Below are 17,273 nucleotides of genomic sequence, written 5' to 3'. Positions count from 1 at the left end.
CATACAGCCTTCCCTTTCATTAACTTTATTTTTCTATTTTGTGTACTTTGCGTAAACAAATCCGTATGCGCCGTTATACTGGACTTTATACCATCCGTCGTATTCGCCGACTACTTTTAATTCATATCCATACGGTATTGCTCCTATTTTTAACGCATTTATGGAATTGTTCACTCTGACATTAAGCCCGTCTTTAGCAGTCACCTTCACCACTTTCAATACGGATACATTTGATAAATCTGGGGACGAAGCTACATACTTACTGTATACATAACCCGTCTTTCCATTGTAGTCAATCTTGTACCATCCATTATTTTCCCCTACTATATCAATGGATTGACCAGCCCTTAATATGCCTATCACTTTATAATTTGTTCCAGCGCCTAAACGCACATTTAAAGCTGACGCTGTGACAATACCTTTGCTTGCAATATTTCCTTCTGAAACTGGTGTCTTAGATATTGTCCAGTAGTTATCAACAACAGGATCTATAGTGCCTTTCATCTTTATATAACTTATCATCAAGTTTCTTACCTGTCCATCATCACCATAAGCTTTAGCCGAATCAAAGACTACAACAGGATTTGTTATGCCTGCTGCCTTCATGAAACCTCCGCCGCCATTAAATCTGTAGTTATTTATTGCAACCGTAAATACATCGTCGTCTTTTACTGGTTTGCCATTTACCGTAAGATTCTTTATCCTGTTTCCAACAGGCTGTGTAAGGTCTATCGTGTAACTTGCTCCATAAAGCTGATCAAGGTTGTAATCCGGTATATTGAGGGTCTTATCTTTTGTTATAGGATCATCTGGAGATTTAACCTGCTGATAATAACGGGCAGACCATTCCATCCAATCCTTTAACTGTTTGCCAGTCATCTTTATTCCGTACAAATAATTTTCATACACATATACGCTCATCATGTCTTGTATTGTAACATCGCCTTTTAATATCTGTGCAGTGCTGCTTAACGGCGCGGCAATTGAAAGATCTGTCTTTGCATAGTATTTTTGCACCTTGTTTATAAGATCCATCAAAGCCGTTTCCTTTGTCAATTGATCTTTTCCTAAGAAGTCACCAGAAGCTGTACCTATCTTTGTTCCTACGTATTTAAGAGTAGCTTCTTGATATGGCTCTGCAAGCTGCATTATGTTTTCATCAGGTTGTACTGAACTGTCCATCGCAACAGCTTTGCTTGTCTTGCTGTCGATTACCCATTTTCCGTTTTCATCTTTAGATAAGTTGAAATCTATCCTTGAAACGTATTGCCCCCATTTGCCAGGCTCTGTCACTATCACATCTTTGCCTTCCGGATTTTTAAATGTATCCATTTGTATTACAGCATGTGTATGGCCAGCTATTATCGCATCTATACCATTTACGCCTTGAGCTACAGCTTTTACCTGATTTTCCGGTATAGTATCTGATGGGCTTTCCTCACCAGAGTGCATAGCAACGACAACTATATCTGCTCCTGCGGCTCTCACTTTAGGCACCCATTTATTTGCTTCTTCTACAAGATCATTAAATTTAAGCCCTGCATAATGTGCCTTGTCTTCCCATGAAGGGATTTCTTTTGTAGTAAGTCCTAATATGCCTACTTTCACATCGCCCATAGGAGTAGTTATCGTCTTGATGTAGTACGGCTCTACAAAGTTGGTGCCATCATCTTTATAAGTGTTTGCAGACAAGACATGGATATTTTCTTTTTCCATATCAGCGATTACCCTGTCTAAGACATCCAAACCATAATTGAATTCGTGGTTGCCTAACGTCCACGTATCGTAGTGCATAGCACCCATGGCTTTTGCCATCGGATATTCAGACTTCGTGTCAATTTTATCATAGTAGTATGAAAGTGGCGTACCTTGAATCGTATCGCCATTGTCTACTAATACGACATTGGGATTTTCAGATCTTACTTTGTCAACATAACCTGCTACCTTCGCAAGGCCCTGATTAGCTTCTTTTGCACTGCTGTAATCCCATGGCACCAAATTCCCATGCACATCGGATGTGGCTAAAACTGTTATAGTCGTCTCATTAGAAGCTATCATTGTGGCTGGAGATATCCTATTGTCTATCTTTGCTGTTATATGACCTTGTGCTTTTACAGCATCGATAAATGCATCTCTCACCAATTTCTGCGTATCTATGTAAGATTTCTGCACATCGGGATCAGTAAATTCTGTAAAACCATCTCCGCCAGTTCCCATGAAATTATTCGTTGCTACAAGATATCTTGCATTCATGTCTATCGGTGTTCCATCAGATTTCTTCATGTCAAATACTCTATTCATAGATGGCTTATTCGGATCATACTTAAATGAAAGACCTGCGACCTGAATCCCTTTGCCACCATCCTGAACAGCTTGTTCCAACACCTTCTTAATCTCTGCACCCGTCATGCTTACTGTGACAATGGTATTGTCAAATGGCATCAACGTATACATTGTTCCAACAGTGATATCGCCTTTTAATACGTCAGTTCTAAGTCCACCATTGTTTCCAAAAGCAAAATCTGCATTTACAGCATCTTTAACGACTTCTGACGTCCAATTTCCTAAAATCGAATCTCCAAAAGGATTTGCACTTTGAGTTCTCGTCAAATCTACATCTGCAGTGCCGATTACTTGGCTAAATAGTGGTCCAGCATCTTGTATGGCTTTATCGACTATACTTTGAACATCTTCATCAACTATCGGTGTTTTCGTATTGTAATAGCTGTAATCATCATTGTAAACCATATCTCCTGTATTTACAGTGCCATCACTATTTACTGTTATCTTAAGATCGATAAAGCCCATACCTGCATTATTTGCAACACCTACAGGTATTCCATTCACTCTGGTTGTGACGATCGTATGGGTATGTCCGCCAAATATGGCGTCTACGCCTTTTACGCTCTTTGCAAAATCAATGAGATTGCCTGTTGTCTCACCTGTATTCTTATCAGTCGTAGCTCCCATGTGTGCCAAGACGACTACAATCTGTGCACCATCATTTCTCAACTGCTGTGCAAGATTATTTACAATTGGCACAGGATCTTTAAAATCTACATTGCTTATGAGAGATGGCAAAATTATAGACGGAAATTCTTTGTTATCAACAATGCCGATAATGCCGATCTTTACTCCATCTCTTTCAATTACAACGCACGGTTTCGTATAGCTTACAGGTTTGCCTGTAGTTTTGTCGTATACATTAGCTGCTAAAACAGGTATTGTAGAACCTTTTAAGACTGCGCTGCTTGTATCGATGACAGAATTAATGCCCCAGTCGTACTCGTGATTTCCTAATGCCATGGCATCAAAACCTATGCTTTTCATCATGTCGATAACAGGCTGACCTTTTAAAACGTTTGAAAGAGGCGTACCCTGGAACATATCTCCGCCCGATAGTACGACAGTATCAGGATTTGCTGCCTTTATGTCCTTTATCCTTTTTGCCAGTACCGATCCTCTCTCTTGAGTAATAGGCGTTCCATCGCTTAATTTGCCTGATGCTTGCAGATATCCATGGAAATCAGTGACTTCCACAAAGTCAAATGTTTTTGACGTAGCTGCATATGATATCTGAGGCATACTTGAAAATGCCATGCCAAATACCATCACAAATGTCAAAATGATACTTAAAACTTTGCCTCTACCTTTAAACATATAAACCCTCCTACTTATCTTATTATTTGAAATATTTTTGAGTATAAACACAATCCCCCCTTATGTCATATTCGTTTAAACACTGATGCATGGAATAAATCAGATGCGCGTTAACCTAAAGTCAATGAAATTTTAGCTGCATTGATGATTGGTGCAACTTCTCACAAGATTAATATAACAGACTATTATAAAGTGATTATTAAGTGTGTGTTAAAATCATGTAAAGCTTGAATTTGTGTTAAATATTTAATTGTAATATATCAGATGTCAGACAACTTTAATATAATTTTATATCTTTACTAAAACAATTACAAACTCCAAAATTTGCCTTTATCCAAAATTTATGTACATGTATCTTAAAAATCCTCTCAATATTAAAAAATTATTCCAATTTGCTATGAATTATAAAAGCTGAAGAAAAATTTTCTTCAGCCAAAAAACAACGCTATACATCATATTTCCACTATGCATTGATAGTAGAATTTCTTTTCGTTCTATTTTCTTTCAACGCTTTTTCTATATGACCTCCTGCCTTTTCCAAAAGTTCCTGAGCTTCAGATTTTTCAAGGCCTGTAAGTATCATTAGTATAGTTAATTTAACATCATAATCTGTCTCATCTAATATCTTCTCAATAGCAACGTCATCAGCTCCTGTTGCAAGTTTAACTATTCGCTTTGCCCTGTGAATTAATTTCTCGTTCGTCGCCTGTACATCAACCATCAAATTGCTGTACACCTTACCAATCTTTATCATGACGCCAGTAGAAATCATATTTAATACAAGCTTCTGAGCAGTTCCTGCTTTCATTCGAGTGGAACCCATAATAACTTCAGGTCCAACAACAGGTGCTATCATTACATCAACTAAATTTTTCATCTCAGAGTTTGGATTACACGATATGCCTATTGTCGCTGCTCCAATTTCTTTAGCATAATGAAGTGCTCCTAAAACATAAGGCGTTCTTCCACTCGCCGCAATTCCTACCACAACATCATTGTTGGATAAATTTCTTTCAATCAAGTCCAATCTACCAAGTTCTATATTATCTTCTGCACCTTCAACAGCTTTTCTTATAGCCGTATCTCCACCTGCGATAATTCCCTGCACCATTTCTGGAGATACGCCAAATGTAGGAGGGCATTCAGAAGCATCAAGTATTCCAAGCCTGCCACTTGTACCAGCGCCAATATATATAAGCCTGCCGCCTTTTTTTAATCTTTCCGCTGCGATATCTATAGCCTTCGCAATATTTGATATTTCTTTTTCTACAGCCGTCGGAACTTTTTTGTCTTCCTCGTTTATTTTTCTTAGCATATCCTCTGTACTTAACCTATCTATATCAACCGTATTTGGATTTCTACCTTCTGTCATTAATGCTTCTAAGTTCATAATATCAGCCCTTTCTAAATCTGAATTTCACGCCTGGTTTGACTAAATCGGCCAGAATACACTCTTCTTCAACTATATGCCCTACTACATTTACCCTTTCATCTTTAGGTAAATCAATCAAGCAGATATTTAGCTCTCCAGAATATCTTTTAAAATTTTCATTATCTATTGTTACACTGTATTTTTTTCTATCAATACAGTTATGGGCCTTTATTTCCTTGCCGATCTTTGCATATCCTCTGGATTCTTCCGATCTTACAATATATTCCGATGAGTCAATTCTATTTGTATGGATACAATTAAAAATCAAATCTTTTTCACAATCTGTAACGTCATTAACTAAATCAATTTTTAATTCAATCACATCTTTATCGACTGACGTAACATCACTTATCTCATCAAAAGATGCATATGCATCTCCAAAATATACATCATCAATTCCTGAATAGATTAAATGTCTTGCTGATATATCTGGCTTCATATTTCTATGAACTTCAAGAGTAGGCAATCCTTCATATATTGGACCTCGTTTGCCTTTCTGAGATGGAATAAATGCTGAAACTTTAAGTCCATAACTTTTTATCATCAAAGTTTTTTCTCTAAAAAATTCATAGGAAAGTCCTGTATATGGTTTAGGATAAAAGTTGTGACAAGCACTTAAATTTCTCAAATCGGCATTCCTATATATCAAATCATTTATTTGTTGTTTTGTTATCGTGCTTGCATTTAATTCGATTTTTATGCCGTATTTATTTTTAGTCATTTCCGCAATTTCATCTATTGTAAACCCATAATCAAGTCTCAAACAATCTATTCCTAATTCATAAAATGATTTAAGGTTGTTTGATGAAGAACCTAATATATTCATAGTAACAGGTGAAATATCTATTGTAAGTTTCATGTCTAATAATTTAATATACTCCACTAAATCTTTAATCTCATTTATTTTTCTTTCATATTCTATCTCCGGAATATGCATTGATGTAAATACAGAACATATACCTAAATCTTTTGCCATTTTAATATACTCTTTATTTTTTTGACTTGAAAAGTCATCCGTAGTATAAACAGATACGCCAAATGCCATACAATCAACTCCTTAAAGGGGCAAAACGCCCCTTTTTATGCATCAAAACTAAATGGTTGAGTATCTTTTATCTCTTCATCTACTGGATCTTCAAATCCCAACAAATAAGTTGCTATAAATCCTGCAATATATGATATAATTAAACCGATGATATAATAAATTATTTTATTTGGTTCTATTAAAGCAGCAAGAGGTATACCAGATATTCCTAATCCTCTTGCGCCTACAACTTTTAATGCTTCAAATGCACCTCCGAAAGCTGCCCCAATACATGCTCCTATAAATGGTCGTCCAAGAGGTAAAGTAACACCGTAAATAAGTGGTTCACCAATACCTAAAATTCCAACAAGTATTGAACCTTCTATAATCTTTTTAAGCTGTTTGCTTTTTGTTTTGACATATACTGCAATTGCTGCACCAACTTGCCCAGCACCTGCCATTGCTAAAATTGGAAGCAATATTGTAACACCTGTAGATTGAATAAGCTGCATGTGTATAGGCGTAAGCCCCTGATGTAAGCCTGTCATAACCAACGGTAAGAAAGTACCAGCAAGTATAAATCCTGTAAACACACCAGCTTTACCGGCAATCGCAACTGTCACAGCTTTGCCTATGGCATCAGCTATAAAACCACCAAGTGGCTGCAATACGTAAAGCGTTGCAAAGCCTGCTATCAAAATTGTCAATAGAGGTGTCGCAAGTAATTCTATACTGTTTGGCATTCTTTTCCTAATATTTTTTTCAAGCCAACTTGCAAATGCAGCTGCAATTAATACCGAAATAATTCCACCTCTACCGACAACAAGTGCACTACCGCCAATTTTGATATCTGCCAAAACAGGATTATAGATGATACCTGCAAGTATACCACCAAGCGTCGGTGAACCTCCAAATTCTTTAGCAGTATTCATTCCTATCATGATACCCATATAAGTAAAAATTGTGCTTCCAAACAAACTTAGCATAGCCAGCAAATTTTTATCAGCTATCCAATTAAACTTTGTAGCAACATTGGTTATGCCAAGTATTAATCCGCCACCTATTAATCCCGGAATCAAAGGAATAAATATGCTGGCGATTCTTCTTAAAAGAAGTTTAAAGGGGGTTTTGTTTTTTTCATTTATTGCGGCTTTGATTTCTTGTGCATCTCCCAATTTAATTCCTATTTTTTTAGACGCCTCGCCTGCTACTTTTGACACTAATCCTGGTCCCAAAATAATCTGTAACTCTCCTCCTTCTTCGTTGACTTTAATGACGCCATCGACTTTTTTAAGTGCTTCATAATTGATTTTGTCATAATCCTTTGCCAACACTCTTAATCTTGTCATACAATTAGTGATTGATACGACATTTTCTTTGCCACCCAATTCCCTGATGATGCTTTCAGCTATGTCTTTTTCTCTTGACATTTTTCATCCTCCTTTTCTTTTTTATCTTTGAAAGCTTGATATACTTTTCTATCCCCCTTTCATGTTGCATTATTTCATAAATAAATTATATTTATGAAAATTTAATTCACACTTAAGCAATTAAATAACTGCTTCTATGATATCTGTCTCTCCAGCAGTTACAGTACCAACAATTTTATTCATCTCTTTGATTCGTTCTATGTTTGTTATGATGATTGGCGATATGAGAGATTTTGCTTTTGATTCTAAAATCAATTTATTTATTTGCAATAATTTATCTCCGACTTTTACTTTATCGCCTTCATTTATAAATGTCGTAAACCCTTCTCCGTTTAATTTTACAGTATCCACACCAACATGTATCATTATCTCAATTCCTTCTATTGTCTTGATGCCTATTGCGTGCTTTGTCGGAAACACAGTTGTTATAATACCATCAACTGGTGATACAAAAATATCCGATTTAGGATTTACCGCAACTCCATCACCTACAAGCTTCTGAGCAAATACTTCATCAGGAACTTTCACTATATCTACTATCTCTCCATCAACTGGTGCTTTTATCAATAACCTTTTACAACTTTTTCTGAATATATTTAACATAAAATCCTCCTTCAATATTTTCTAGACGAAACAGCTTCACTTGTATTTTCCAAATACTTAATTATATCTTCATATTTTCTACAAGCAATTATAGAAAACAGTATATCTATGACATTTAATTGTGCTATACGTGATGCCATTGCACCACTTCTAAAAATCGCTTCTGTAGAATATACGAAAAGTTTGATGTCTGAAACATTAGTTATGGATGAATTACCAAATCTCGTGATGCAAATTGTCGTAGCACCTGAATTTTTCGCTATTTTCAAGGCATCTACAGTATCCATTGTCTCACCGGAATAAGATATTCCTACCGCAACATCCCCATTGCTTAGATTTGCAGCAGATGCAAGTTGCATGTGAGAATCGCTGTAAGCTGTGCATGATTTATTTATTCTCATAAATTTCTGTAACATATCTTGCGCAACAATAGCAGATGCTCCAACACCATAAATATCTATTTTATTGGCATTTAATATGGCATCAGCAGCTTTTTGCAGTTCATCTCTATCCAGCATATCCATTGTCTTTTCTATTGACTGCATGTTATTTTTTGATATTTTAACAACAATAGAATTTATATCATCGTTTATATTTGCAAAACCTTGAATGCTTTTTGTCTTATACGTATAATCTGCTGAAATCTTTATTTTAAGATCTTGATAACCTTTGTATCCAAGATTTTTGCAAAATCTTACAACACTTGCCTCGCTTGTGCCGCTATTTTTTGAAAGTTCACCTATAGATAGTTCTGAAATTTTATCAGCATTTTCTATTATATACTCTGCAATTTTCTTTTCTGAAGGCTTTAAATTATTTATAACTGCTTTAATTTTTTCTATATCTCCTGGCATGTTAATGTTTTCACCTCTTTCTATATTTAATTATATTATATATGAAATGAAATTTCAAGTATTTTTTGCTGTTTTGTAATTTTGTTTCGAAAAAATATTCCAATTAAAGCTGAAGAAAAAAGCCGGAAAATCCGGCTTAAAGCTACTTATTTTATTTGTACTGCGGCAAGTAATCTATGTTTTCTCTAATAATATCGTCCAAAATTTTTTTAGCTACTGTTGACGATGGTACAAGCGGATGTATCGTTAAAGCTTGAAGTGCTGTATAGTAATTGCCTGTAACACCAGCTTCTATTGTCAATTCCTCATAAGCTTTCACTGATTGCATCAAACCTCTTATCTTTGTCGGTACATGCCCTATATTTATTGGATGTGCACCGTTTCTGTCTATTACGGCATTTGTCTCGATAACCACATCATTTGGCAGATCTAAAATTGTCCCATTATTTTTAACATTAACCACGTGAATGTCCTTTTTGTCATTGTATATTGAATTTATCAATGAACATGCTGCGTCGGAATAATGGGCTCCCCCCCTTTTCTCCAGTTGTGGCGGTTTTACATTGAGATTTGGGTCTTTATACAATTCAAACAGCTCTTTTTCAAGCTTTTTGACTTGTTCACCCCTTGTTCCTATCGTTTCAGCATCTTTCTTTTCTTCCTCCAGCATTTTATCTGTAAGATAATAATACCTGTGATATGGGCATGGATACATTCCAAGAGATTTTATAAACTCTGCTTCCCACGGTAAGTCAGGCACGTTTTTCATTGACATAGATTTACCACCTGCGAAACTGTCTATTAGCCTTTCTGTTATGTCTTCACCATCTAAATACACGTGTGTACCCCAAACAAGATGGTTAAGCCCTGCAAAATCTATTGACACCCGCTTTACATCTACATCAAGCATTTCTGCAACACCATATACCATACCTATTGGAACATTACATAGGCCTATCACTTTCACCTTTGTATGCTTTAAAACTGTTTCTGTAATGATTCCAGAAGGATTTGTAAAGTTTATTAGCCAAGCATTTGGAGATAATTCCTCTATGTCTTTGCATATATCGAGTATCACCGGTATCGTCCTTTGAGCTTTTGCAAATCCACCAGGACCTGTCGTCTCCTGTCCTATCACATCATATCTTAAAGGTATTTTCTCATCCCTGATTCGAGCATCTAAAAGTCCAACTCTAAACTGCGTCGTCACAAAGTCTGCATCTTTTATTGCCTCACGCCTGTCTAAAGTTAGATGAATATTTATATCCACACCAGCTTTTTCAACCATTCGCTTTGCGAGATTTCCTACAATCTCTAATTTTTCTTTCCCTTCCTCGATATCCACAAGATATAAATCTTTTACAGGCAGCTCATCATACCTTTTTATAAAGCCTTCCACCAATTCAGGCGTATAGCTTGAACCTCCTCCTATGGTGGCTATTTTCAAACCTCTTTTAGACATTTAAAGAACTCTCCTTCCCGTAGTTATTTTTGATCCTACGGTTATTTTACACCTTTCCCAGAATAAATCAATTTATACAAATCGATCATTTCAGTAATCAAATCCTTTGCCAAGATTGCAGACATCATATGATCCTCTGCATGCATTAATAGAAGTGTAACTATTTGATGATCACCATTTGCTTCTTTTTGAAGCATACTTGTTTGTATATTATGAGCTTTAATAATCTCTTCTTCGGCTTTACTAATATAATTTTCTGCTGACTTAAAATCACCTTCTTTGGCACTTTTCAGCGCATCAAAACAGTTGCTTTTAGCATTACCCGCATTTAATATAATTTGAAATACAATTTCTTCTAATTCCATTGTTTTGCCTCCTAAACTATAATGACTATTTGCTTTCTATAAAACTAAATTTTGACCATGGTTTTAGATAATCTAATAAAAATATTTCTTTTTCATCTATTCTACCCACAACATTTGTTTTACCTGTATTTTTAATATCTTTTAACGCTATTTGTAATTCTCCCGCATAATTTTGATATAAATATGTGTCTATTAATATATCTCCTCTTTTAATATCTGTTACATTGTATGGTAAAAATTTATGGTCTTTATATTTAACTCTGCTTTGAGTAGATCTCAATAAGTATTCAGAAATATCTCCTCTAACAAAGTGAAATTCTTCCAATACTATTTTTCTATCTATAGGCGTAATGTTGTCAACTAAGTTTACTCTAAATTCTATTATATCTTTATTTATTTGGCTAAGCTTTTTTAGTTCACTTTCAGATGCAAATGCATTACCAATAATCACATCATCTATTAATCCAGTAGCAAATAAATGTTTTGCCTGAATATCAACAGGAAGATCTCTATGCATTTCCAAAGTGCAAAGCCCTTCTGAAATAGGCCATGGTCCAAAGTTTGCATCATTTGAACTCACAAATGCAGCAGTCCTTACCCCAAATTCTTTAAATTTACGGCTGCATTTATAAAAATGTTCATAACTTAAACCTATGTACCTATGAGGATAAAAATTATGACATCCAATAATGTTGTATATATTCGGGCTATATGATAAAATATTTTCTAAATAATCTGTTCCATTACTCATATTTAAGACAATTTTTAGTCCATGATTATTAAATGTCATTATTGACTCTTCCAATCCGCTGTATCCTAAATCGAGCCTTACTCCGTAAAGTCCAATTTCAGATAATTTTGTTAAATTTGTATAAGAAATGTTTAACTTTTTTAATATTTCAGGTTCAACATCCGCAATTACTTTCATTCCAATATCGTTAGAATATTTTACTAAGCTAATAAAATCATTGTAATATTTATCAAAATTGCTATTATTTATAGAGATCAAAGTCGTAAACACTATTTCAAACCCGTATTTTGATGCTAAATTAATATATTGCATATTATCTTGCAAACTATTGCTATTCAAATAAACTGAAATACCTAATCTTTTCAATATAATACACCTCAATTTCAATAAAATAATTATTAATAGTGGCATGATAAGCAAAATCTTTAATTAGGTCAATAAGCAGATTTATTGCTTATCACGCCATTATAAAATCGCAACTCAACCACCACCTGCTTTAGCAGGTGGGTTGGATATGCCGCTTAAGCAGCTTAAAACTCGCCTAAAGTAAAATTATCATTCTTTTGATTTTCTTCTATGTCTTGATTTTGTATATATTCAATAATCACTTCATCTGTTACATTGCCACTACTTGCTGCAAAATATCCTCGTGCCCATAAATGTTGTCCCCAAAATTGTTTGTTAAGCTCCTTATTCTCCATTAGCAACTTTCTCGAACTATATCCCTTTATATATTGCACCAGCTTACTTACTGACAAATGTGGTGGTGCCGACACTAGTATATGTATATGATCTTTTGATACATGTCCTGATAATATTTCTACTTCATTATTTTTGCATACCATTCTTATTAGTTCCCTTGTTCTTTCTGCTATTTTCCCAACTAATATCGGTTTTCTGTATTTTGTTATCCATACTATATGATATTTTAGATCATACGTTGCATGTGACGACTTTCTATAATTTTGCATATTTATCACCTCTAGTTTATTTTTTACTAGAAGTGATTATTTATTTTATTGACCTAAAGGTTTCAGCTTAAGCTGAGGGATTTAACCCCATTATACAGACATTAATATCTATCTAACTTTTTCTTCCACTAATGTTTCTTCATTTGTTTTGTTAGATTTTTCTTCAATTTTTTCTGCCGCCAATACGAAAGGTAAATATATTACAACACTTATAATTAGATTTACTAATGCAAGTATGGCACCTCTGATCGAACCTGTTACCAAAAATCCTCCTATTATCGGCGGTGTTGTCCAAGGCATCATAGCAATAGTCCTTGGTACTATCCCCAATGCTATAGCGAAATAACTAATAATTGTGAGAATAATTGGTGTTAAGATAAATGGTATGAAAAATATCGGATTTAAGACTAACGGCATACCAAAAATCATCGGTTCATTAATATTGAATATTCCAGGTGCAATAGCTAAATTGGCTATATTCTGCATCTCATTTCTCTTTTTCTTCCTTCTTGATGCAATGTAGATAGCTACAATTAATCCAATAGTTGTGCCAGCGCCACCTAAATGAACGAATGCATCAAAAAATGGCATTGTCACTATATGTGGAATAGCTTTACCTGCCTTTAAAGCAGCTATATTGTCATTTATAGCAGGCAAGTAAACTGCATTTAATATCGGTCCTAATATATTTGTACCATGTAATCCGAAGAACCATAAAAAATGTATAAGAAATGCAACTACAATTGCAGAACCTAATGTATCAGCTAAGCCAGTTAATGGAGCTTGAATTGCATTAAATATAGCCTGATGAATGTCTGTTAACCCTAAAGCTACAGTTATTGATTTAAACAAAGCCCAAATAGATAATACAATCAAGGATGGCAATAATGCAGCAAATGACTTTGCAACAGCAGGTGGCACTCCTTCAGGCATTTTAATAACTAATTTGGGGTTCCCTAATAAGCGCACAAATATTTCTGTAGATATGAGAGCGACAATTATCGATACGAATAAACCCTGAGCTCCTAAAAAAGCATACGGTATTGCCCAATCTTTGGCTGATGGTGTATACAACATCAATAAAGATGCGAATGACACTAACCCAGCACCTATTCCATTTGACTCATATGACAGAGCCAAATTATAACTTATTGATACAACAAGTATAATCGACATTACTGCAAAGGTACCATTCCACAAGTTTCCACCAAAAGTTGTCCACGATTTACCAAAAATTCCAACCATAAAATTCTGATATGCTTGTATTGGCAAATTGTTTATCAAAACTGCAAATGCACCAGCAAGTATAAGAGGCATTATCATTGCAAATCCATCACGAATGGCAACTAAATGTCTTTCTGACCCAAACTTTGCAGCAACAGGAACAAAATACTTTTCCAAAAAACTCATAATTTTTTTCACATTACACTCCTCCTGCTTATAAATATTAAATTAGTTCTTTACTTTTTTAAGATGCTTAAAGCTTTATTCAAAACTCCTTCGCCGTCAACTTTACCGTAAAGCTTCGATTCAATTACATCTACAGCAATACCTTTTGGTTCAGCGATTTGCTTGATTTTTTCAAGCAAATATCTCACTTGCGGTCCAATCAATATAACGTCTACATTTTCTAAGTTACGCTTCAAATCAGCTTCGGCATATGCTTCAATCTCAACTTCTACACCTTTTTTGACTGCTGCATCTTTCATCTTTTTTACAAGTAAACTTGTTGACATCCCTGCTGAACAAACCAAAACTATTTTCATCTAATTTTGTTTCACCTCCAATTTAATTTTCTGATTATAGATAATGCAAATACCGTGCCAAAGTAATTTCGAATAGCAAAAGCTTAAATTTCGCAGCTTCTCATGTCGTTAAAATACTTGTATTAATCTGTATTATTTGTAACCGTAATCAACACACATATGTGTATTAAAGTGAATAAATTATTTTCATTATGCTTACATATTCATCGTCTGATAAAGCCATGTTAAAGGCCTCGTTCACTGGTTTTACGGCAGTTTTTATCATTTCGTATTTTGATGTGTTTTTTTCTATGATTGATTTACAGTTTTTGATCCGTATTAATTCGCCGCCGTTCAATACACGTTCTATTGCACAAGCAAGATGAAGTATTAAACCGATTATTTTGTCGTTGTCGAGAGTCACGTTGTTTTCCGCTATATTTAGGTAAAATTCTTTAAACGCATCGATGTATTTTTCTGCATCAATATCTACATTTTCTGCGACTATCTCTTTCATGTTGTCTATTGTTTCAAGTGCATCTCTTGAGTCAATCATAGTCTTTAAAGAACTTAGTTTCCGATTGTCAAACACATCTGTAGTTGAAATGTATTTAACTGTATCATCGTCTGGGTCAAAAGCGCTTACTACGGCTAATACGTTTTTCTCCCTCTTTATATTCTGCAGTTTACGCTTAAATTCTCTTTTATCTTCTATATTTAAAGGTATAATGTCAATTCCACTTGATTTCAGATCGAGTTTTTTCTCTAAGATGGATTTTAATTTCAATGCTGTACCTTCACCTGTGATGCATGCAGTTATTATTACGTCATTTTTAAATCCGTTTTGCATTTCAAAGTTATCCTTATATATCCTTCCTATATAAGGACTTAAATTAAGCGCAGAGTCGTAAACTTCATCGAGTGATGCATTTAATAATGCTTTTCTTCCTGCTTCCAATACCATAGGTGTTGATGCCATCTCGACCGTCTTTACCGGAATGCCTGTCTTCTCGTACACCATATCACCAAAGAAAACTAATGAACCCATGTCTACAAGAAGCAATACGCCTTTTCCTTTATTCGTCTTTTTAATCAGGTCACACAGGTTATTAAGGGCGATTTCAGGCTTCTGGTCAAGAGGCATATTGTACCCTACGACAAAATTTTCTCCCAGCAATCTATTTGACACATCTGCTATTGATGTAGCCGTAGACTCGCCGTGCATCGCGACTATAACGCTAACCTTTTCTTCGTCTTTTTCTTGTTTTATGTCAAGGCACAAAAACATTGTTATAAAGCCTACTTCATCTTCTGGAACCTCTATGTCAAATTCTCTCTCTATCAATTTTTTAAGCTCTTTGGAAACCTCAAATTCATCCTTATATATCCTCTTTATATCGTCTAATTGGTGGTTTTCGATTTTCTTGCCGCTTGATATTCTTTCGATTGAGCTGGCAACATGCATAGAGAGTCCATAAAGTGTCTTTTCACTAAACTCTCTTTTTAACATTTTTCCTGCATGATTCAGAAAATTATCCACAATATCAACAATTCTCTTGTCGACAACTTTATAAAGTTCCTCTAAATTATACCTTTTGGCTTCATCAATATATCTTTTTAGATAAGTTTCTATATCCAGGTTCATTATGAGTTTTATATCATCTTCATTTATGCCCTTTTTCTCCAGAGATTTGCGCTTCTCCTCCAGCGCTTCGTAAAAGTTGAATGATTTATTATCTTCAGATGCGATGATGTCCATTTTGTCTATCGAAAACATTATTTTATCGTCTTTTACAAATTTATCGATTTTATCTTTTTCCTCTTTGTATTTGAAAAGCCCTCTCTTTATATACTGTGGAAGATCTTCTGTGTGTATTACAACTTCTTTGTCTCTATTCATCATGAATCCAAGGTATGCCTTTGCCGCACAAAGCTTTATATCGCTTTTTAGCTGCCCTATGTTGTTTGGACAATCATAAAGCAGAAATGCCTTCAATGCGTTTGATGTGATAGATATGTCATTTTTGATTATAGATGCTTCATCAATCATAAAATTTTTTATTATTTCAAATCTTTCTTCATAAGTCCTTTCTTTTAATGATGGCAAATTTATCACCATTGGAATTCGCCGCGTAAAAGTCTTAAGTAGTATTGATTCCACATTTTCTGTAGTCGCACATATTATAAGGACATCTACTTTATGCTGTGCGTCTGTTTCACCTAAGTGCCTAAACATGCCTTTATCTATAAGATAAAAAAGCATCTCTTGTCCTTCTGGTGGCAGTCTGTGGACTTCGTCGAGAAATAGTATACCTTTGTCCGCTTTCTCCACTATCCCTATCTTGTCTTTATCTGCACCTGTGTACGCACCTTTCTTCACTCCAAATAGCTGCGCCATGAGAAGCTGCGGATTGTTGGCGTAATCAGCACAATTAAAGGCTACAAATGGCGCATTCGTCTTAATCCTGCCTATTTCTTTGGCGTATTCGTACATTGTCTCCGCAAACATCGACTTACCTGTACCCGTCTCACCTAATATTAATGTATGGAGTCCGTGTGGTGGATACATGATGGCCGCTTTTGCCTGTTGGACCGCATTTTTAAGGCTTAGATTTGAACCAATTATTTTTCTAAAAGCGTCTTCTTCTACCGTATTAAGGTTTTTAGCTAATTCAGCTTGTTTTATGCTGAACAAAACTGGTTTCCCTTCGATTTTATCTATTTTGCCATCCTTGTACATTTTATTTAGATCGCTTGACACATTTGCTCTATGGATATTAAGCTCATTAGATAAATCAATTGCAGAGCATCCTGTTATCACGCCCTCATTTTTTAGCTGTCTTAGGCATATCTCTTTAAGTTTTTCGTAAACTTTATCAATTCTCTTCATAAAAAAATACCTCCTACAAGGCTATTATACCATATTGCAATACACATCAAAACACTTTTTTCGATGTCTAAATCAAATTTATAAGA

Annotated in this window: 13 protein-coding genes; all 13 read right to left on the bottom strand. The window is 34.9% G+C overall.

The features are described 5' to 3' along the window. Positions 1-33 precede the first annotated feature (33 nt). The gene (locus GSH73_RS02220) at positions 34-3,660 is read right to left on the bottom strand and encodes a 5'-nucleotidase C-terminal domain-containing protein (protein ID WP_014757064.1); all 3,627 of its coding nucleotides are present in this window, start codon (positions 3,658-3,660) and stop codon (positions 34-36) included. A gap of 463 nt (positions 3,661-4,123) precedes the next feature. Further along, on the bottom strand, positions 4,124-5,050 hold the full coding sequence (gene murQ, locus GSH73_RS02215; protein ID WP_014757065.1) for an N-acetylmuramic acid 6-phosphate etherase: 927 nt from the start codon (positions 5,048-5,050) through the stop codon (positions 4,124-4,126). A 4-nt stretch (positions 5,051-5,054) separates the two neighbouring features. Continuing rightward, a complete protein-coding gene (locus tag GSH73_RS02210; RefSeq protein ID WP_014757066.1) occupies positions 5,055-6,137 on the bottom strand; it encodes a DUF871 domain-containing protein in 1,083 nt (360 codons plus the stop codon). Between the two features lie 35 nt (positions 6,138-6,172). After that, positions 6,173-7,546, bottom strand: a complete 1,374-nt coding sequence (locus GSH73_RS02205) for a PTS transporter subunit EIIC (protein WP_014757067.1) — start codon at positions 7,544-7,546, stop codon at positions 6,173-6,175. 120 nt (positions 7,547-7,666) lie between these two features. Next, positions 7,667-8,149: a PTS sugar transporter subunit IIA gene (locus tag GSH73_RS02200; protein WP_014757068.1), complete on the bottom strand. Its 483-nt coding sequence runs from the start codon at positions 8,147-8,149 to the stop codon at positions 7,667-7,669. A gap of 11 nt (positions 8,150-8,160) precedes the next feature. After that, positions 8,161-9,003, bottom strand: a complete 843-nt coding sequence (locus GSH73_RS02195) for a MurR/RpiR family transcriptional regulator (RefSeq protein ID WP_160175235.1) — start codon at positions 9,001-9,003, stop codon at positions 8,161-8,163. A 151-nt stretch (positions 9,004-9,154) separates the two neighbouring features. Further along, positions 9,155-10,465 (bottom strand): 6-phospho-beta-glucosidase, encoded by a 1,311-nt coding sequence (locus GSH73_RS02190; protein ID WP_014757070.1) that lies wholly within the window; start codon positions 10,463-10,465, stop codon positions 9,155-9,157. Positions 10,466-10,506: 41 nt separating this feature from the next. Then, positions 10,507-10,830, bottom strand: a complete 324-nt coding sequence (locus tag GSH73_RS02185; protein WP_014757071.1) for a PTS sugar transporter subunit IIA — start codon at positions 10,828-10,830, stop codon at positions 10,507-10,509. A 25-nt stretch (positions 10,831-10,855) separates the two neighbouring features. After that, entirely contained in the window at positions 10,856-11,947 is a 1,092-nt protein-coding gene (locus GSH73_RS02180) for a DUF871 domain-containing protein (RefSeq protein ID WP_014757072.1), read from the bottom strand. A 164-nt stretch (positions 11,948-12,111) separates the two neighbouring features. Next, entirely contained in the window at positions 12,112-12,552 is a 441-nt protein-coding gene (tnpA, locus tag GSH73_RS02175) for an IS200/IS605 family transposase (protein WP_014757073.1), read from the bottom strand. Positions 12,553-12,660: 108 nt separating this feature from the next. After that, on the bottom strand, positions 12,661-13,974 hold the full coding sequence (locus tag GSH73_RS02170; RefSeq protein ID WP_014757074.1) for a PTS sugar transporter subunit IIC: 1,314 nt from the start codon (positions 13,972-13,974) through the stop codon (positions 12,661-12,663). 38 nt (positions 13,975-14,012) lie between these two features. Then, a complete protein-coding gene (locus tag GSH73_RS02165; protein ID WP_014757075.1) occupies positions 14,013-14,318 on the bottom strand; it encodes a PTS sugar transporter subunit IIB in 306 nt (101 codons plus the stop codon). 166 nt (positions 14,319-14,484) lie between these two features. Continuing rightward, entirely contained in the window at positions 14,485-17,187 is a 2,703-nt protein-coding gene (locus tag GSH73_RS02160) for a sigma-54-dependent transcriptional regulator (RefSeq protein WP_014757076.1), read from the bottom strand. Positions 17,188-17,273 lie beyond the last annotated feature (86 nt).

Origin of the sequence: Thermoanaerobacterium aotearoense (genome assembly GCF_009905255.1) — a bacterium.
Lineage (GTDB): Bacteria > Bacillota > Thermoanaerobacteria > Thermoanaerobacterales > Thermoanaerobacteraceae > Thermoanaerobacterium > Thermoanaerobacterium aotearoense.
This window is presented reverse-complemented; position numbering and strand designations above follow the sequence as displayed.